Raw genomic sequence first — 18,258 nt, forward strand, 5'->3', positions numbered from 1 at the left:
TTTCTCATTCTATCATTCCCCTTTGCGGGAAACATTTCCAAACGGTTACATATCAAAAAGTTATAGCAAAAACGGGTTTGCTTTTAGTTTCGGTTAAAGCTTATTTAGCTACTATCAACCCAGCAGAAATGCCGTCAAATGCCTGTAATCACGGCATCAAATAAAGATTATTCATGTATCTTATGACATGAATGGCAGCAACGTGAGTTAGGAATAAGGAGAATATATGCAATTGGGTTTCTTGGTAGACCTTCGCCTATGTATGGGGTGTAAGGGCTGTGAGATCGCATGTAAGGTGGAAAACGAAGTTCCACTAAGTACATGGCGTCTACGTGTCAAATATGTTGATGTGGGAACATTCCCAGAGACCAAGCGGACATTTACACCGCTTCGCTGTAATCATTGTGCCAATGCACCGTGTGAACGTATTTGCCCGGTTAGTGCGTTGCACTATCTTGAAAATGGCATCGTTAATATCGATAAAGAGCGCTGTATCGGATGTGCAGGGTGTGTTCTGGCGTGCCCATACGGTGCGATCTACATCGATCCTCAAACCCAAACAGCTGATAAATGTACCTATTGTGCACACCGTGTTGCCAGTTCAATGATGCCATCATGTGTTGTAGCGTGTCCGGTAGAGGCGAATATTTTCGGTGATTTGGATGATCCGATGTCAAACATCAGTAAATACATTCAATCTCATCAAGGGAACGTACAAGTGCGTAAACCGGAAAAAGGTACATTCCCTCACCATTATTACGTCGGTGGCGGTAACGTAACGTTGAACCCGCTAGCATCGTTCAGAGGCGAGGGGCACAATCTCTTCAATAATCTTAAACATCTCCCTATAGGAGGGCACTAATGGTACACGAAACAATAGCGGCAACAAACGCGGTTGTAACTCTTGACGTTGCTCTTCCGGGAATCGTTTGGGGTTGGATTATTACCATGAACATGTGGGCAAAAAGTATCGGTACGGGGATTATTTTCCTCGGATTTTATTTGCTTAAAAAACACCCTGAGCAAACCGGATTTATCCGTTTTCCCGTAGTGGCGATTTCGATCGTATTTATCCATATTTTCTTGTTCTTTACGGTCATCGATTTGCACCAAATGTTCCGCTTCTGGCATATTTTCTTCTATCCACATTTGACATCGGCGATTACGATCGGTGCATGGATGGCAACAGGTTTCGTAGGATTGCTCCTTGCAATGGCGTACTCCATCTATATGAAAAAAGATGAAGCGATGTATGATAAGCTCCTCGGATGGACCGTACTTTTAGCTATTCCGGTAACGTTGTATACTGCGGGACTTATGGCACAATCAACAGCGCGTGAGTTGTGGCAAATGCCGACAGAATCGGCGCAAATGATATTAGCGGCACTTTTAGCGGGATCGGCTACGATGATTCTCCTCGGCGGAAATAAATTCTCTGACGCAGTGAAAAAAGATTTGGCGATTGTTTTGGGACTTAGCGCTGCGGCGGCATTTATCCTTTATATGGCAGAGATCATTTTTGGTCCTATGAAAGCTGAAGAGGTTGCAGCGGTTCTCCATTACATCAAAGGCGGCGAATACACCGTTATGTTCTGGATCGGTCAAGTGATGGCATTCTTGGTTCCAATGGCTTTAGTATGTCTAAGCCTCAAAAATCAATCGTATTATTTGCTGAAAATTGCTGCGGTATCAGCATTGATCGGCTTGTGGGTGAGCAAACACGTTTGGCTCGTTATTCCACAATTGTTACCAATGAGCTAAAGAGGATTAACTATGATGTATTTAGAAAGTAGAAGAACATTTTTAAAAGGGACCGCACTCACCGTAGCGGGTGCCGCAATCGCTAAAGGGGTTTTTACCGTTGATGCGGCGGCTGAATCGGTAAAAGAGAGCAAATTTACCAATACACCGGATACTCTTTCGTTCTATCCTCCACAAGATCAATGGAATCACTTCCAAGAACTTAGCGGGGTAGACTGGAAACGTGGCGGTATCGATCGTCACGGTGTTCAAAGTGAAAATAATCCAGACGGTATCTACGTCAACGATTTTATGATTGTTCCGACAGCGTGTTCAAACTGTGAAGCGGCATGCGGACTTACGGCATGGATTGACAAAAAGACCTTTACCGTTAAAAAATATATGGGTAACCCGCTTCACCCCGGCTCACGCGGTCGTAACTGTGCCAAAGGGTACGCGGTTCAATCGCAAATGTACGATCCGGATCGTATCCCGTTTCCATTGAAACGTGCACCGGGCTCTAAGCGTGGTGAGGGAAAATGGATCCGTACAACGTGGGATGAGGCGATGAGCACTATCGGTAAAAAAATGGCCGATACTATCCGAAAAGGGGATCTACTCTCTAAAAAATCGGTGATGTACCATGTCGGTCGCCCGAATGAGAATGGATTTGTTCCACAAATTTGGGAAACATTAGGTCTTGACTCGTACAACTCCCATACCAACATCTGTTCTTCCAATGGTCGTACTCCGACGATTTGGACAGCAAATGATGACCGAACCAGTCCAGACTGGGCAAATGCGAAATTAATTTTCTTGAACTCTTCTCATGCAGCGGACGCGGGTCACTACTTTCAACAATCGGCTAGTTTTATTGCGGATGCCCGTAAAAAAGGTGCCAGACTTGTTGTTATGGACCCTCGTATGTCAAACTCTGCGGGGATGTCGGATTTGTGGATTGCGGCATGGCCTGGGACGGAAGCGGCAATTTATCTCTATTTGGCAAACCGTATTCTCAATGAAAATATGACCGACAAAAAGTTTGTCAAAAAATGGTTCAACTGGGAAACGTTGATGAACGATTCTGAGCATCTTAACTTTATGCTTGAAAAAGGTCAAATCACCAAGCTTCCAGCAGATCGCAGTTTTGAAAGTTATATGGAATTGCTCAAAGACATGTATGCTCCCTATACCCTTGATTATGCGGTAAAAGAGACCCATGTTCCGGCGTATAAACTTGAAAAACTCTATGAGATGTTTATTTGGGCTGGCGATGCGATCTCTACGTATATCTGGCGTGCAGCGGCTGCGGGTAACCGTGGTGCATGGATGGGTGGACGTGCGGCCTATTTCTGTATCGGTCTTCGCGGAGCTATCGGAACTGAGGGAGGAACCTTCTTCCACCACTGGCACGTTATTTCCGTTTCCGGTAAAGGGGGTAGCTCTACCGTAGGTCAAGGGATTTCCGGTGCCGATGTACCGAAAGTTCAAGCTTATAATGAGCTTACATGGCCACCGGAATGGCCGTTGTCAACGTATGAACTTTCATATCTTCTCCCCCATCTTTTGAGTGATACGGCGTGGCAGAAAAAATGGAATGATCGCGGCTTAACAGTACCAAGTAAACTTGCGGTATGGATTCCTCGTATGTACAATCCGGTGTGGATTAATCCGGACGGATTCCGTTGGATCGAAGTACTCAAAGATGAGTCAAAAATGGAACTTACCATGAATCTCTCGCCGGTATGGTCGGAGACAAACTGGTACATGGACTATGTTCTCCCTGTCGGACTTGCGGGTGAGCGTCATGACCAACACTCTGAAGCAACGATGCCGGCACGATGGACAAGTTTCCGTCAACCGGTACTGCGTGTAGCATTGGAAAAATCGGGTTGGAAACCGAAAAATCCGGCTCGTGCAACTCTTGAAGCGCACATTAAAGCAGGCCTTGGTGAAGTATGGGAAGAGAATGAGTTCTGGTTCCAATTGTGTACCGATTATATCGATCCAGACGGTTCTCTCGGTGTCCGAAAAATGTGGGAATCCAAGCGCCATCCGGGCAAAACTGTTACCATCGCTGAGTGGTACGATGCGGCGTTCGGGGATAACTTGCCAAAACTCAAAGAGACGGCAACCAATGATCCACGTTATATGAACGAAGAGTTCCCGGTTTACTCGTATCTCCGTGATTACGGTGTGTGGATGGAAGAGGATAAAATCTTCAACGCACAAGAACGTGAACTTAAATTTGAAGACGGTGAAGTAGTTTCACACGGTCATAAATTTGCAGCACACACAATGAGTGTCGGTGCAGGCGGTGTTATCTCTGCACAAGATCACAACGGCAAAGAGAAAAAAATCGGTATCGAAATCGACGGTAAGAAAATGGAAGGATTTGCAACTCTAACCAAAAAATTAGAGTTCTATACTCAATGGGCGACCGATTGGAAGTGGAGAGAGTACGCTATGCCGTTCTATCCGCGTAATGATGAGGAGAAAAATGAGTACGTTCACTTGGTTTCTCATGTCAACCACAAATATATGACGGAAGAGAACTCATTTGCGCTCAATACGGTATTCCGTTTGCCGTATAACATTCATACCCGTTCAGCAAACTCGAAACATCTTATGGAGATTAGCCAAAACCATGACCCAATCTGGATTTCGACTAAAGATGCACAGCGTCTCGGATTCAAACGCGGTGATGCAATCCGTGTCCGTATCGTCGATACCGTTTCAGGGTTAGAGGGTGGACATTTCGTTGCAATGGCGGTTCCTACTGAGGGTGTTCTTCCGGGTACACTCGCGTGTTCACACCACGGCGGACGCTGGAAACTTACCAATGCGGTTACGATTCCAAATGGCGTTAGCGATGGAAAAGTGGCACCGGGTGTAGCTCCTCGTGATTTGAACAACAAAGAGTTCCTTGCTGAATCTCCGGCGAATGTCGGTAAAGCAGGTGGACAAAGCATTATCGATAATTATGAGGGGACTACGGGGCTTAATAGCTTCGGTGTTCCGGTCGCTGAGATCCAAATGGATGGCAAAGTAGGTAAACTCAAATATGTTGAGGGGATCAAACCCTTCCATACAGAACGTTTTGCCGATTACAACCGAGATTCGGGCAATATCTGGTGGGATGGTTTGAGCGGTTCATGGCAAAATGCCGTTGCAGCTCCACATCCAGACCCGGTTTCAGGTATGCACTGCTGGCACCATAAAGTTCTACTAGAGCCGGCTCAGGCGGGTGATAAAATCGGGGATATTTTCGTAAACTACGATAATAACTTTAAAGTCTATCAAGCATGGAGAGATACATTGACTCGCGGATTGGATGCAAATTCAACCCTTCGTCGTCCTCGCCACATCAAACGCCCATGGGTCAATCTCGATCCATCGGTTTATGAGGTCAGTATCAAGTCGTAAGGCTTGATATCCACCCCTTATAATCTCCACCTCTTATGCGCTTTTCAGCGGTATAAGCTACAATCACGTTTACTTTATTAAAGGTCATTTTTATGGATGAAATTATCGCACGCAGTAATTTATACGCGTTGTTATCACGAATATTACTCCAAGAGTTGGATGTGGAGCGTTTGGAAATTTTACGAAATGACGAAACAGTTTTAGAATTTATGCCCCATTGGCGTGATTGGGAACCTCGTAAAAATATCGAAGCGCAACAGCTTTTAGAAGAGTATTTGAATCCTGATTTTACGAACCTCTCTTTGCTCCATTTGGTCCCGTATGAGACTTTTTATACACGAAGTGACCAAATGATCGAGACAGGTGGTGCTAACCCCGTTACCGACATCTATAGCGCGTATGATTTTCTCGTTGATTATGAAGTAGCACGTGTTGTCTCTTCGGATCATATCGGTATCGAAATGGAGTTTATGCACCATTTGTGTGAAGCACAGGTAAAAGCATTCGAACAAGCCGATCATGAAGCAGTACAAGAATTGATCAATGTTCAGTATAACTTTTTAAACTCCCATTTGTTGAAATGGGCACCAATGTATCTGATCAACATGAAATACGAATCCCGTACACCTCTGTATTATGATACGGCTGAGATGGCATTGGAATTTATCCTCTCTGATAACGAAACATTGAGTGCTCTGGTAGCTGCGTGAGTCTACTAGAGCTATCACCCGCACGATGCGTCCGCGCCTTGAGTGTAAACTCACTCTGCTCGCTATGTGCAGATGTTTGTCCTACAAATGCCATTGCATTAGGCGGACGCCTCCCCTCGATCAACCAATCTCTCTGTGTCGGATGTTCAGGGTGTGTTAGCGTATGTCCGAGTGAAGCGCTGGTATTGGATGATTTTAATCCGACGGAGTTTTTCTTTAGCTTCGCCTCGGAAGAGGGGAATCTGGTATCGTGCCAAAAAAATCTCCCTTGTATCGCTGCTCTTTCATGTGAGCATTTGATATCATTGTGCAGCCTTAAAAAAGGGTTGCTTCTTGATATAGGTCATTGCAGTGGTTGTGACATCGGTACCAAAGTGCTAGAAGTGATGGAGGAGAGAATCCAGAGTGCAAATTATCTCCTCGAAGCGATAGAGGTAGAGAGCCGCGTTGTCTCTGAAGATATCGGCTATCGTAGTAGCGAGGTAGATGAGCATAAAGATCGGAGAGATTTTTTCAAAACGTTTCATCTGCGTGGGATGGCGAAAGCCAAACATGATTTTGACAAAGAGGTACAAAGCACGACCGATGAATTTGTCGAAATGAGGATAGAGAGTTCTCATACCCAAGAGCTACGGACGAAAAAGATTACGGATCGTCGAAAACTCTTTTTTACGGCATTGAAGCGGGTAGATAAACCATCGCAGTTTCATGTCGTTGATGGAGCCATGATCTCTTTTACCTCTCAGAAAATCATGGATGAGGCTAAATGCACCGCCTGTCAGATGTGTTATCGTGTTTGCCCTACGGCGGCACTAACGTCGGATATGCGCAACTCTCGAATCGATTTTGACCCGTTTTTATGTGTCAAATGCCATTTGTGCCATGACGTCTGTGAAAGTGATGCGATCAGTGTCTCAACCTCGTATAATCTCACCGAGTGGTTTGAACCAAAGGTGCAAAATCTCATCACCTTTTTGGTGCGTCGATGCGATGAGTGTGATGCTCTTTTTAGCTCAGTAGGCGGTGAAAAAATTTGCCGTCGTTGTCAACTCGAAGAGGAAGAAGCTTTAGAATTGTGGGGATTGAATAAATGATGAACAACGATAACTCAATTACAGTAATGACGAAACTTTATGGGTATATTGCCGAAAATGCACATAGCAGTCGCTTCTCAGTTACTCTGAATAAGCTTTATAAAGAGACCGGGATTGACGCAATGATGATTCCGATGAATATACGTAGCGATGATGTTACCTTTACAATATCCCAAATGCGCAGTTCTAAACTGAACGGTGCCCTAATAGGGAGTGAGTACCAAGAAGAGGCACTATCATTGGTCGATGAAGCCTCTAGTGAGGCTTTAGAGGGGGGCTATTGCGACTCTATTATGATACGTGAGGGGAAATTGATCGGTGATTTGATCATGCCGAGAGCATTAGAACGCTATGCCGATCGAGACGATTTTGTGGATGATGTCGCGATGCGCTCACAGTGTCACTATTTTTATGATTTAACTACAGGAGAATAAAATGAAAGCAAACGATTTTAGCGATTTAAAGGCTGAATTTGATGAATTTGTGCGGGGAAAATGTGATAGCGGAAGCTGTGATACATCAACAGAAGAGAATAATCCTGATGATGAACCAGTCCCGAGTTTTGTGGATGAACTCTCCGATAAGCTCTTAGCCCCTTATCATAGCGGAGTCTATTTTTCACGCCTTGATATCAAGCGCGTTGCCGAGGCAGTCGATGAGTCGATTCCGATCAAAGAGCGTAAAAAAATGATCAAAGCACTCTTTCGTCACACGACATCAAAAGGGTATTTACGCTCGGCGTTTGATGAGTTTAATCGTCATTTCGGCGGTCGTATTTTGATCTATCAAGAGCTCTCTGAAGCGTTTCCAGCCTCAAAAACACTCTTTGATGAGAATATCGCTAAAATTAAAAAGACACAAAAAATGCTTGATCAGATTGTAGAGGATTTCGAAGAGATCGAACCCACTGATGAGCCGATGATGATTTAAATAGAAAGCAATCCTGATTTTAAAACTAACTGCCAGAGTATTGCGGAAGTGATACCTGCGGCGAATCCGGCGATGATGTCATCTCCCATCACACCCAATCCCCCTTTGGCTTCACGATCGATTCGGCCGATAATTGAGGGTTTTTTGATATCATAAATGCGAAAAAAGATAAAGCTAAGAACTATTTGGAACGCGATACCGTTATTCCACTGCATCAGTGTCGCCATGTCAAATCCGATCCCCGGAGCGATAGAGAGGGCGAACCATAATCCGACGAGTTCATCGATAACAATCCTCTGATCATCATGATTTCCAGAGGAAGCTTCATAGGCATTGATACTTTTAATCGCGATGAGGGTGATGAGTAATGCAGCCAAGAAGAGGGTTTGGGGACCGAGATATAAGAGGATTGCCACTCCTAATGGGAGGGATGCAAGGGTTCCCATTGTTCCGGGTGCTTTGGGAGAAAGTCCGCTGTATCCGACGGTAAGAAAAAACCAATTCATAAAGAGCCTTACGTTAAAGAGGTAGTTTGGTATAAGCGCATAAGTTCGACGTAAAAATCTTTTTCGGTGTGCTCTTCGAGGAGACCGTTGACGGGCATGATGTCATAATAGAGCTTCGCGAGATTTTTAAATCGGTTCGGGTAAAGTGACGCGACAATCATAGATGATATCTCTTTACGTACCAACACTGCTGGAGGAAGAAGTCCTTGTTGCATCAGTTCTAAAATTGATTCGGAATGGTACGAGATGTGGTGATGGTGTCCGTGTGGACAGGTTTGTATACTCACTAATGTTTTACACTGATTACAGTAAACGTATTCACTCGAAATCCCCACTTCGATATCAATCCCGACAAGTCTATCGATAATCGATTTATTGGCATTGTGGTCGTAATACATCCCGATTCCGGCATGATTTTGGCCGATCATGAGACGATTACACCCATAGTTTTTGGCAACGATAGCATCGAGGATGACTTCATTACTTCCGGCAAAAATATAGCTGCTCTCCAAAGGGACGATGACAACACGATTTTGAGGGAGATAGTTCTCCACAAAAAATTCCAGCGTTTGGTAGCGGAGATCGTATTTGAGATCCGCATTATTGTAGGGTTTTAGGAGGAAAATAATGATTAAATCGGTACGTTCTAAGCTTTGACGAATAAGGCGTTCATGGGCACGATGAAGTGGATTTGCCGCCATAAACAAAGCGGTTACATGCGTTGCCCCAATTTGTTCTTTGGCTTCTTTAATCATCGATTGTATGGATTGCACACTGCTTAAATTAATCGAATAATCACCGCAGATAGCATATTTTCCGAGTCGTTTATGGGTCGCATTTACCCCCGGGTGAGAAAGGTCTTCTGTACCGTAAATTTGATGCAAGCGTTCACGTGGATCGATGGGGTAAACTTCATCCACACACAGTTCACCAACGAGGATATTGTCGCAAATCAGATCAAGGATTTCCCCTTTATATGCGGTCGTAAGAATAGTTTCATTTACTTTTCCATTGGGGGAAAGAATGAGGGGAAAAGGGAAGGTTTTTCCCATAAACATGCCACTGCTAAGAACTTCTTTGCTTTGCTTTTCATTCATGAGTGCCGTTACCGGACTGAGCATTCCGGATTTAAGAAGAGTGAGGGCGGATACGGCCTCTTGGTCGATAAAGAGAGCTCTATTTTTTCTTGACGATGCCATATTTCTTTCTCTTTTCCCATAAGCTTTTACGTGATATACCGAGTTTTTTAGAGAGTTCCGTATCAGGGAAACGGTTTTGGAAATGGATCATGATGTATTTTACATATTCTTCGATCGGTAAAATTTCTCCTTGATCGAATAGGTGGCTTTCACTTTCGATTTCAATTAATTTGAAAGGGGGATTGTCGATGGGATCGGTACTGGCAATAATGCATTTTTTACCACTAATAAGTTCATAAAAAGCTTTATGCTCACTTTTTTTAAGATTTTGAAAATCGGTAATAAAGAGGAGAACATCTTCACCTAATGCGGTAATATCTGCAAATGCTTTTGCGGAAGCAAGAGAGATAAACTGCAGAGGTTTATCATGGTGTGCCGCGTAGCGAAATGCAAAAGCATCAGCATATTTTTGATATCCGCTGCAGATAAAGAGAGGCAGTTCGGTTTTGTCCATATCTTCATCAACATTGATCGAATTAAAGGTGTGGGTGAGATAACGCTCATAGGTTTGATTTTGACGACGGAGACGTTCATGGTTTTGAAAGTGTTGGATTTTACGGATAAGTTCTTCGATCATAAACGGTTTGAGGATGTAATCTTTGGCACCTGCTGCGAGGGGTTTAGAGACGGTATCGTTACTCACGTAGCTCACCATCAAGATAACAACGGCATTTTTATACGCTTCAATAACGGGATAAATATCTTGACCACTAATGTTGGTTGAGAGGAGAACCACATCATAGGGGGCCCCTTTTAGACCCTCTTTGGTTGAACTGGAGATATCACAGTTGTGACTTAAGTCACTGAGCTTTGAAGCAATACTTTGCGCCAAGTAAATTTCATTTTCGATAATGAGTATGTTCATCCGTTTTTCCAATCAAAATAGTGTACTGATGCAGTGGCAATGACACCGAGTCCTTCTTTTCGCCCGATAAATCCTAAATGCTCCGTTGTTGTTGCTTTGATGTTCACACGCGCAGTAGGAATGTGAAGTAATGAGGCGAGGCGTGATCGCATCAAATCTTTATAAGGGGCAATTTTCGGGGCTTGTGCGATGATCGTAATATCCGCGTGGAGTATCACAAAACCAAAATGGTGGAGCTTTTCGACACATCGCTCTAAGAGCACTTTTGAATCGATATTCTTATAAGCAGTGTCTGTATCTGGAAATAACATCCCAATATCTCCCAAACAAGCGGCACCAAGAAGAGCATCAATGAGGGCGTGTATCGCTACATCACCATCGCTATGGGCTTTAAAGCCAACAGGGCTATCGATCTCTACACCCGCGAGTACCATTGGTTTTCCCTCTTCGAAAGGGTGAACATCAAACCCATTCCCGGTAAAGACATAGTGTGCTGGAGGGCTTAGACACTCAAGTGCGGTAATGTCTCCTGCTAGGGTTAGTTTGGCTGCGCGTTCATCACCAGGGATAAAATGGCGTGTTCCTCCATAGGCAACAACGGCACTGCTCTCATCGGTATATTCGATATCGCTTTCTAAGGCACGGCGTAATATATCGGTTCTGGAGAGCTGCGGGGTTTGTATCCGTTTGACGTGTTCACGGGTGATGGTCTCATTGTTGTAGACAACGGTATCGTGAACCTCTAGCGCAGGAACAATCGTATCGGCTACTCCTTGATGCGCAATCAAGCGTTTAATTAGTTCAGGATCGACACAGGCCCGAGCAATATCGCTCACCATAACATAAGGGGTTTTGACCTCTTTGAGGGCATTTTTAAGTGATTGTTGGCGGGTATCTCCCCCGGAAACAACCCTAAAATCGCATAAAGGGGTTATAAAAGGGATTTCATTAGCATGAGCAGAGAGGATAATCGTAACTTCGGGGAGAGATTCTTTGATACGGTTGGTAACATAAAGCCATAACGGATCATGCCCAATACGAAGCCATTGTTTTTTGACGGGAATTTTAAAACGGGTTGAATTACCTGCGGCAAGCAAAACAAGGGTCAAATCAGACAAAATGTATCCTATTTTGAAAACTGTTACGAAATTATACACTCAAAAAGCTTTTTTTTATCTTGTTTTTGATAAATTATAGAATAGAGCTAAAGAAGATGCAGGTATCATTTCCTAAATCCTCTTGAAATTTTTCATCTACATTAAAAGAGAGTCTACCCTTTTAGGGGCTCTTCTTTATAAGTCCAATATCGTTTATTAAAAAATGAAGTTTTGGATTTGGCTATCGGATAGACACTATCTCTAAAAGAGATGAACAAAATAAGGGAGCAAACACTATGAGAACAGAATGGGTCGCCAACAGACAAAACGATACCGTCCGGACTCAGATGTATTATGCCAAGCAAGGCATTATTACAGAAGAGATGGCCTATGTGGCCAAAGTAGAGGAACTCGATCCTGAGTTGGTTCGTTCTGAAGTAGCAAGGGGACGTTTGATTATCCCGGCGAACGTTAATCATAAAAATTTGGAGCCGATGGCAATCGGTATTGCTGCACGCTGTAAAATTAACGCCAATATCGGCTCATCGGCAATTGCCAGTGATGTTCAAGGGGAGATTGAAAAAATTCAAGTTTCTCAGCATTATAAAGCAGATACGGCGATGGATCTCTCGACAGGGGGAGATTTGGATGAGATTCGCCGAGCGGTCATCGAAAACTCTAAAATCCCTATCGGAACGGTTCCTATCTATCAAATTTTGCACGATGTAAACAACAAAATCGAAGATTTGAGCATTGAGGTTATGTTGGAAGTCCTAGAACGCCAAGCACAGCAAGGGGTGAGCTATTTCACCATTCATGCAGGCTTTTTATTAGAGACGATGCCGAAAGTGGCAAAACGTAAAATGGGGATTGTCAGTCGTGGCGGATCGCTCATGGCGGCATGGATGATGCATTACCATCGTGAAAACCCTTTTTATACGGCGTACGATGAGATCCTCGATATTTGTGCCCGTTATGATGTCTCCCTTTCTCTCGGTGATTCACTCCGTCCGGGATGTTTGGCAGATGCATCTGATGAAGCGCAACTCGGTGAACTCAAAGTCTTAGGTGACTTGACGCTTCGTGCATGGGAGAAAAACGTACAGGTAATGATCGAAGGACCGGGACATGTCCCTCTCAATCAGATCGAGCGTAATATGAAAATTCAGCGTGAATATTGCCATGAAGCACCGTTTTATATACTTGGGCCTCTCGTTACTGATATCGCGGCGGGGTATGATCATATCAGCTCCGCTATCGGTGCGGCTGTAGGCGGATGGCATGGGGCTTCAATGCTTTGTTACGTCACCCCGAAAGAGCATTTGGGCTTACCGAACGCCGAAGATGTCCGTGCAGGGATTATCGCGTATAAAATCGCGGCACACGCGGCCGATATCGCTCGTGGCCGTAAGGGTGCCCGTGACATCGACGATGCGATGAGTGATGCCCGTTATGCGTTTGACTGGAATCGTCAGTTTGAACTTGCCCTCGATCCTGAACGGGCGCGTGAGTATCACGATGAAACACTTCCGCAAGATGTTTTCAAAGATGCGGAGTTTTGTTCGATGTGCGGACCGAAGTTTTGTTCGTACAAAATAACGCAACAGATTATGGACAACCCCGAATCTCTCGCATGGATTGCGGAAGAAGCAAAAACACAAAGCGCAAGCTAAAAATTATTAAGGAGATACAAATATGACAGAAGAAATTGTAAAATCAGCATTATCAAAAGTTACTTATCCGGGATTCACAAAAGACATCGTGACCTTCGGATTCGTCAAAGAGATTAAAATTGAGGGCTCAAACGTTAGTGTAACGGTTGATATTACTTCAAGTGCACCTGAAGTGGCACATCAAATTACGGTAGAAGCAACCGATGAGCTTAAACGTGCCGGTGCAAATGATGTGGTAGTTAATATCACAGCTCCAAAAATGCCTCGTGAGAGCTCATCCAAGGGTAAAAATATAGCTCCTCAGGTGAAAAACTTTATCATGGTAAGTTCAGGTAAAGGGGGAGTCGGTAAATCGACCACTTCGGTTAACCTCGCGGTAGCTCTTGCGATGCAGGGGAAAAAAGTGGGTCTTTTGGATGCTGATATTTATGGTCCTAATATTCCTCGTATGATGGGGCTTGATGGTCAAAAACCTGAAGTGGTTGGAAACAAAGTTCTCCCATTAAAAGCGTATGGTGTCGAAGTGATGTCAATGGGCTCACTTATGGAAGAGGGGCAATCGCTCATCTGGCGCGGTGCGATGATCATGAAAGCGATCGAGCAGTTCTTGCGCGATATTCTATGGTCGGATTTGGACTGTCTCGTTATCGATATGCCTCCGGGTACCGGTGATGCACAACTCACGTTGGCGCAAAGTGTTCCGGTAACCGTAGGGGTTACAGTGACAACACCACAAATGGTCTCCCTCGATGATTCTCGCCGTAGTTTGGATATGTTTAAAAAACTTCATATCCCGATCGCAGGTGTTATCGAAAATATGTCTGGGTTTATCGCTCCCGATACCGGAGTTGAGTATGACATTTTCGGAAAAGGGACATCAAAAGTGATGGCGGATCAGTTTGAGACGTGCATCCTTGCCGAAATCCCAATCGAGCCCGCTATCCGAACGGGTGGGGATGAAGGGAAACCGGTAACCTACTACGCACCGACTTCTGAAACGGCGAAACGTTATATGAAGGCGGCGGAAGATCTTTGGGCTACCATCGAGAAAATTAACGAAGAGGGTGGTGTCGATAACCAAGCGATACAGCCGAATACCCCTCCGGGTGTTTCAGCGTGTTCCACTGCCGCTGCACCAAAACAAGAAGCACCTGCTTCTAGCGGAAGTTGCGGCACAGGTTGCGGCTGTCACTAACTCTTTTATTTTCCCCTTGAAATGAGGGGAAAAGACATCTTTTTTATAACTCTAATCTTTTTTTCAGTATAATCGATTACTTTACGTAACGAAGTCAGGAATAATGAAAAAAAAGAGTACATTTTTTACCCTCTCCCTCTCTATCGTCTCCATAATAATCTTGTTTGTTGTGATTATAGCTGCAACGTTTCGCTACATGGCATTGGACTCTGCACAGAGTAGAGCAGAGTTGGCCGGAAATATTGTCCGAGAATCATTAACCTCTCATATGATTACAGGCAGTTCTGATTATCAAGAGAAGCTTTTGAAACAAATCGATGCTGTAGAGGGGATGAGGGCCGCTTGGGTAGTACGGTCAGAATCGCTTACGCGCCAATATGGACAAGGTATTTATCTGCAAGAAGCGCGTGATGATATTGATCATGCAGTATTACGAACTGGAAAGTCTGTCAATAACGTTTCGGGAACATTATTCTCTAATACCCTTTATCGCCTCTCAATTCCTTATATTGCAACAACAGAGCACGGTAAAATCGATTGCTTGAGCTGTCATAATGCCGCAGTAGGGGATGTTTTAGGTGTTGTATCGATTGAGATGGAGATTAATGATCTTAAAGTGAGCGGTTTGGTTGCTACTCTTATCGCTATCATCGTTCTAATCACGTTGGGGGTCTATCTCCTCAAGAGTGTTCGTCGTTTTATTAAATCGTATAAAGAGACACTCGATGATATTGCAGTAACGATGGAGAGGGCTGAGGGGGGTGATTATACCCATCGTGTTACGCAGAGTGAGAATGCTGATGGGCATTATGCCGCGATGTGGACCAACTCTTTGATGGAAAAATTAGAGACTACGCTGATTGATAGCAGTGAGAAAATGGGCTCATTAATCCAGTTGGACAAGCCCAACACCGATCCTCTTTATACACTGCAAATGGGAGTTCATCAGCTTTTTGAAGTTGAACGTTTCCGAAAAGCGATCGAAAAAGATCAAAATATCGAAGAGGTATACGGACGGATTATTGCCTTGCTCCGAACTCGTTGGAATTTGAGTGATTTTAATATTTTAGAAGTAAATCCTCTGGATAAATCGACCCATGTAGTTCACAGTGAAAAGACACTTTTGTGTGATGCTGCCAGCGGATGCCGTGCTGATAGAACAACGGATACAGTAGACTCAAGCCAATGTGAGGTTGCGTGTCCAAAAATGATCGATCCTAGTGCTCATTATATATGTCGAAGTTATCCTATCGTTGATGAACTCGATATTGTGATTTCACTCGTGAGTTATGATTCTCGTGATAGTGTAAAATTTCGTTTAGTATTGGAACAGTTGGGGAATTATATTAATGCTTCACGTCTTCAAATAATCAATAAGAAATTACAAAATACCGTTCGTATCGACCTACTCACACGGCTTTATAACCGTGCTTATCTCGAAGAGCTGAGTAGATTGATTAATGCTCAGTCAAAACGAATTATGATCCCTTATGGGGTACTGATGGTAGATATGGATGGATTTGATGCCATTAATCAATCATATGATGCGAATGTTGCGGATGAGGTGATAAAAGCGATGGCACGTAATATCCAAGAGACGTTGCAGCAAGGAGATATCCTCATTCGTTATGGCGGAGATACCTTTGCCGTTGTCTTGTATGACTACGAGGCTGATAGAGTTCAAGAGATTGCAGAGGCGATTCACACTCTCTTTAAAAAGAAAATTCGTGTCAATACGTATGCTATTTTGAAAACCGTGAGTATCGGTATTACCCTCTTTCCTGAACAGACGCAAGATATGATTGAGGGGATTGAGTTTGCAAAACGCTCATTGTTAGAAGCTAAACACCAAGGGGGAAATTGCTCCCTTGTTTATGATCCAAAAAGAATGATTATTTAAAGCGATACATTAAAATTGATCGCCGCTGTGCATACTGGCCTCAAACTCGATAACACGGTTACGTCCGGTGTGCTTCCCTTCATAAAGAGCCAAGTCGGCGTATTTAATCACTTTCCAGATAGAATCGGCTTGCGTTGGGAAATGGGCGATTCCGATACTAAGTGTTTTCTCAACCGTATCGGTACCAAATTGATATTTTTTCTCACTGAATCGAGTGCGAATTTTTTCGGCAACTTGAACAGCCCCCTCAGGTGTTGTATTATAGAGTAAGATTAAGAACTCTTCTCCTCCATAACGGATAGCGAGATCGGCTTTACGGATACTATCTTGCAGTAGTTCGGCTAATGTTTTAATAACGATATCACCGGAATCGTGCCCATAGGTATCATTTACCATTTTAAAATAGTCGATATCAATCATTAAAATAGCATATGTGATGTGTGAACGGAGTGCTTGTTCTGAACTTTTGTCGATGAACTCTTCTAGAAAACGGCGATTGTAAAGACGTGTTGCACCATCTCTAAGAGAGGAATCCCGTAACTTATCCATAAGTGTACGACTTTCAATAACGGCTTTAGCCGCTTCAAAATAGTTTTTAATACTTGGAAGTGAAAGATTCATATTCTCGATTTCTTGGGTACTTTTTGCTGAATATGAGAGGATCAATGCTAAATCATCATTGATATTAAACGGAATGCAGGAGTATGCTTTGTCATCCGCACAATTGGAACAAAGGTTCGGAAAATCAGTGGAATAAACATCACTTGCAGTACGATATGCACGGCATTCCAGTGCATTTTGATCGGCAATCGGAAGACAAAAACTTTTATGATCGGTGATATGGATGAGTTTACGCTCTTTCGTATTTTTATCCACTTCATAGAGGGCAAAATGGACAAAATTAAATTTCTCTTTTAGAACATAAACAAAACGTTCATAAATAGCATCTTTAGTGCTGTCAAGTTCGATGGTTTTTTTGAATTTATAGACATCTGAGAGCTCTTGGATAATGATTCCAGCCGTACTGAGTGGATCACTGCAGGAGATATTAGAGCGGGATGCAAAGGTATTGAGATTATGCTTTATTCCGCCAAAGGTATCTTCCATCTTTTGAAACAGTGTATTCATCTGTTCTGCGACTTCGCTTCCGGCATCTTTGAGCGATGTGGTGAAGCGGAAACTAAAATCTCCGGTACGAGCACGCTTAATACCATTTTGAAGATTCTCAAACAACTTCATATAAGGTTTGAAATAGTGGTGCGTTACCCAAAGTGCAATGATGATGAAAATAACGTTGATCGCAAAAATTTTCGCAATGGTCATCGCACCGGTTTGGCGGATTTCATTGATGTTAAACTCCATACTGATTGCACCTAGAACATCTCCCTCTTGAACATTATGACAAGTGAGGCAGTTTGGATTGCCGTATGCGGTTGCAGTATAGGGAATGGTAACTCGTAACACGGCATTGCTGGCATCTTCTCGAACTTCACGTACCGTTATTCCATCTTTAAGAACTTTACGGTCGATTGCATCTCTGGGTTTTTCATTTTGCATCCCTTCACCGTATTGTTTGATGACATTGTCAGCACGAACAATCCAAAGGGCTTGAACATCTTTGATATTAGCGATATTTCCGAGAAAAAATTCCCGTTTATCCATGATTCCATTTACCATGTGGGCCGTTAAGCCATCACGAACAATCTCAGCTGTCATTTTTGATTTTTCGATAGCGTTGTTGTATCCATAATCACGAAAGTTAAGGGCAACATTTGTGATGGTAGCAACAGCCAACCCAATGAGCATTAAAGCGACGATAAACAAAATTTTACGGTTAGCATTCATATTAGGTTACCTTATAAAAAATCAAATCAATAGGATACGAAAGTACTTACAATAGCTAAATAATTTTTAAATTTAGAT

15 protein-coding genes are annotated in these 18,258 nt (G+C 43.5%); 10 read left to right on the plus strand and 5 right to left on the minus strand.

Annotated features, from left to right (window positions below; genetic code table 11):
- The first annotated feature begins 226 nt into the window (after positions 1–226).
- The 7 genes from PHR02_RS02185 (at position 227) to PHR02_RS02215 (ending at position 7,900) form a co-directional block, all read left to right on the plus strand.
- Entirely contained in the window at positions 227–862 is a 636-nt protein-coding gene (locus PHR02_RS02185; RefSeq protein ID WP_299988291.1) for a 4Fe-4S dicluster domain-containing protein, read from the plus strand.
- Positions 862–1,761 (plus strand): NrfD/PsrC family molybdoenzyme membrane anchor subunit, encoded by a 900-nt coding sequence (gene nrfD / locus PHR02_RS02190; RefSeq protein WP_299988294.1) that lies wholly within the window; start codon positions 862–864, stop codon positions 1,759–1,761. The genes PHR02_RS02185 and nrfD overlap by 1 nt, the downstream gene beginning before the upstream one ends.
- 15 nt (positions 1,762–1,776) lie before the next feature.
- Positions 1,777–5,166: a molybdopterin-dependent oxidoreductase gene (locus tag PHR02_RS02195; RefSeq protein WP_299988355.1), complete on the plus strand. Its 3,390-nt coding sequence runs from the start codon at positions 1,777–1,779 to the stop codon at positions 5,164–5,166.
- A gap of 92 nt (positions 5,167–5,258) precedes the next feature.
- Positions 5,259–5,876 carry a molecular chaperone TorD family protein gene (locus PHR02_RS02200; RefSeq protein WP_299988297.1) on the plus strand — a complete coding sequence of 206 codons (618 nt, stop codon included), beginning with the start codon at positions 5,259–5,261 and terminating at the stop codon, positions 5,874–5,876.
- Positions 5,873–6,970: a 4Fe-4S binding protein gene (locus PHR02_RS02205; protein ID WP_299988299.1), complete on the plus strand. Its 1,098-nt coding sequence runs from the start codon at positions 5,873–5,875 to the stop codon at positions 6,968–6,970. Before PHR02_RS02200 ends, PHR02_RS02205 begins: the two co-directional genes overlap by 4 nt.
- Entirely contained in the window at positions 6,967–7,404 is a 438-nt protein-coding gene (locus PHR02_RS02210; RefSeq protein ID WP_299988301.1) for a hypothetical protein, read from the plus strand. Before PHR02_RS02205 ends, PHR02_RS02210 begins: the two co-directional genes overlap by 4 nt.
- A 1-nt stretch (position 7,405) precedes the next feature.
- Positions 7,406–7,900, plus strand: coding sequence for a hypothetical protein (locus PHR02_RS02215; protein ID WP_299988304.1), 495 nt, complete (start codon positions 7,406–7,408; stop codon positions 7,898–7,900).
- Here the strand turns inward: PHR02_RS02215 and PHR02_RS02220 are convergent.
- The 4 genes from PHR02_RS02220 to PHR02_RS02235 are packed head-to-tail and all read right to left on the minus strand — an operon-like array spanning position 7,897 to position 11,588.
- The gene (locus PHR02_RS02220; protein ID WP_299988307.1) at positions 7,897–8,406 is read right to left on the minus strand and encodes a phosphatidylglycerophosphatase A; all 510 of its coding nucleotides are present in this window, start codon (positions 8,404–8,406) and stop codon (positions 7,897–7,899) included. The two genes, PHR02_RS02215 and PHR02_RS02220, sit on opposite strands and share 4 nt — an antisense overlap.
- An 8-nt stretch (positions 8,407–8,414) precedes the next feature.
- Positions 8,415–9,605: a sulfate adenylyltransferase gene (locus PHR02_RS02225; protein WP_299988309.1), complete on the minus strand. Its 1,191-nt coding sequence runs from the start codon at positions 9,603–9,605 to the stop codon at positions 8,415–8,417.
- Complete coding sequence (locus tag PHR02_RS02230; protein WP_299988312.1) at positions 9,583–10,470, minus strand: response regulator; 888 nt, start codon at positions 10,468–10,470, stop codon at positions 9,583–9,585. Before PHR02_RS02230 ends, PHR02_RS02225 begins: the two co-directional genes overlap by 23 nt.
- Entirely contained in the window at positions 10,467–11,588 is a 1,122-nt protein-coding gene (locus tag PHR02_RS02235; protein WP_299988315.1) for a bifunctional 2-C-methyl-D-erythritol 4-phosphate cytidylyltransferase/2-C-methyl-D-erythritol 2,4-cyclodiphosphate synthase, read from the minus strand. Before PHR02_RS02235 ends, PHR02_RS02230 begins: the two co-directional genes overlap by 4 nt.
- A gap of 275 nt (positions 11,589–11,863) precedes the next feature.
- On the opposite strand from PHR02_RS02235, the gene thiC reads away from it, so the two are divergent.
- The 3 genes from thiC (at position 11,864) to PHR02_RS02250 (ending at position 16,335) form a co-directional block, all read left to right on the plus strand.
- Positions 11,864–13,240 carry a phosphomethylpyrimidine synthase ThiC gene (thiC, locus tag PHR02_RS02240; protein WP_299988318.1) on the plus strand — a complete coding sequence of 459 codons (1,377 nt, stop codon included), beginning with the start codon at positions 11,864–11,866 and terminating at the stop codon, positions 13,238–13,240.
- 22 nt (positions 13,241–13,262) lie between these two features.
- Positions 13,263–14,435 (plus strand): Mrp/NBP35 family ATP-binding protein, encoded by a 1,173-nt coding sequence (locus PHR02_RS02245; RefSeq protein ID WP_299988321.1) that lies wholly within the window; start codon positions 13,263–13,265, stop codon positions 14,433–14,435.
- Positions 14,436–14,538: 103 nt separating this feature from the next.
- Positions 14,539–16,335 (plus strand): GGDEF domain-containing protein, encoded by a 1,797-nt coding sequence (locus PHR02_RS02250; protein ID WP_299988324.1) that lies wholly within the window; start codon positions 14,539–14,541, stop codon positions 16,333–16,335.
- A 9-nt stretch (positions 16,336–16,344) separates the two neighbouring features.
- Here the strand turns inward: PHR02_RS02250 and PHR02_RS02255 are convergent, their stop codons facing one another.
- A complete protein-coding gene (locus PHR02_RS02255; RefSeq protein WP_299988326.1) occupies positions 16,345–18,180 on the minus strand; it encodes a GGDEF domain-containing protein in 1,836 nt (611 codons plus the stop codon).
- Positions 18,181–18,258: the final 78 nt, after the last annotated feature.

This window comes from Sulfuricurvum sp. (genome assembly GCF_028688295.1).
Taxonomy (GTDB): Bacteria; Campylobacterota; Campylobacteria; order Campylobacterales; family Sulfurimonadaceae; genus Sulfuricurvum.

Bases quoted from the DNA above. Each gene is read 5' to 3' on its own strand.
- PHR02_RS02200 (WP_299988297.1), top strand. From the start codon at position 5,259: ATGGATGAAATTATCGCACGCAGTAATTTATACGCGTTGTTATCACGA.
- PHR02_RS02225 (WP_299988309.1), bottom strand. From the start codon at position 9,605: ATGGCATCGTCAAGAAAAAATAGAGCTCTCTTTATCGACCAAGAGGCC.
- thiC (WP_299988318.1), top strand. From the start codon at position 11,864: ATGAGAACAGAATGGGTCGCCAACAGACAAAACGATACCGTCCGGACT.
- PHR02_RS02255 (WP_299988326.1), bottom strand. From the start codon at position 18,180: ATGAATGCTAACCGTAAAATTTTGTTTATCGTCGCTTTAATGCTCATT.
- nrfD (WP_299988294.1), top strand. From the start codon at position 862: ATGGTACACGAAACAATAGCGGCAACAAACGCGGTTGTAACTCTTGAC.
- PHR02_RS02230 (WP_299988312.1), bottom strand. From the start codon at position 10,470: ATGAACATACTCATTATCGAAAATGAAATTTACTTGGCGCAAAGTATT.
- PHR02_RS02220 (WP_299988307.1), bottom strand. From the start codon at position 8,406: ATGAATTGGTTTTTTCTTACCGTCGGATACAGCGGACTTTCTCCCAAA.
- PHR02_RS02215 (WP_299988304.1), top strand. From the start codon at position 7,406: ATGAAAGCAAACGATTTTAGCGATTTAAAGGCTGAATTTGATGAATTT.
- PHR02_RS02245 (WP_299988321.1), top strand. From the start codon at position 13,263: ATGACAGAAGAAATTGTAAAATCAGCATTATCAAAAGTTACTTATCCG.
- PHR02_RS02195 (WP_299988355.1), top strand. From the start codon at position 1,777: ATGTATTTAGAAAGTAGAAGAACATTTTTAAAAGGGACCGCACTCACC.
- PHR02_RS02250 (WP_299988324.1), top strand. From the start codon at position 14,539: ATGAAAAAAAAGAGTACATTTTTTACCCTCTCCCTCTCTATCGTCTCC.
- PHR02_RS02210 (WP_299988301.1), top strand. From the start codon at position 6,967: ATGATGAACAACGATAACTCAATTACAGTAATGACGAAACTTTATGGG.
- PHR02_RS02185 (WP_299988291.1), top strand. From the start codon at position 227: ATGCAATTGGGTTTCTTGGTAGACCTTCGCCTATGTATGGGGTGTAAG.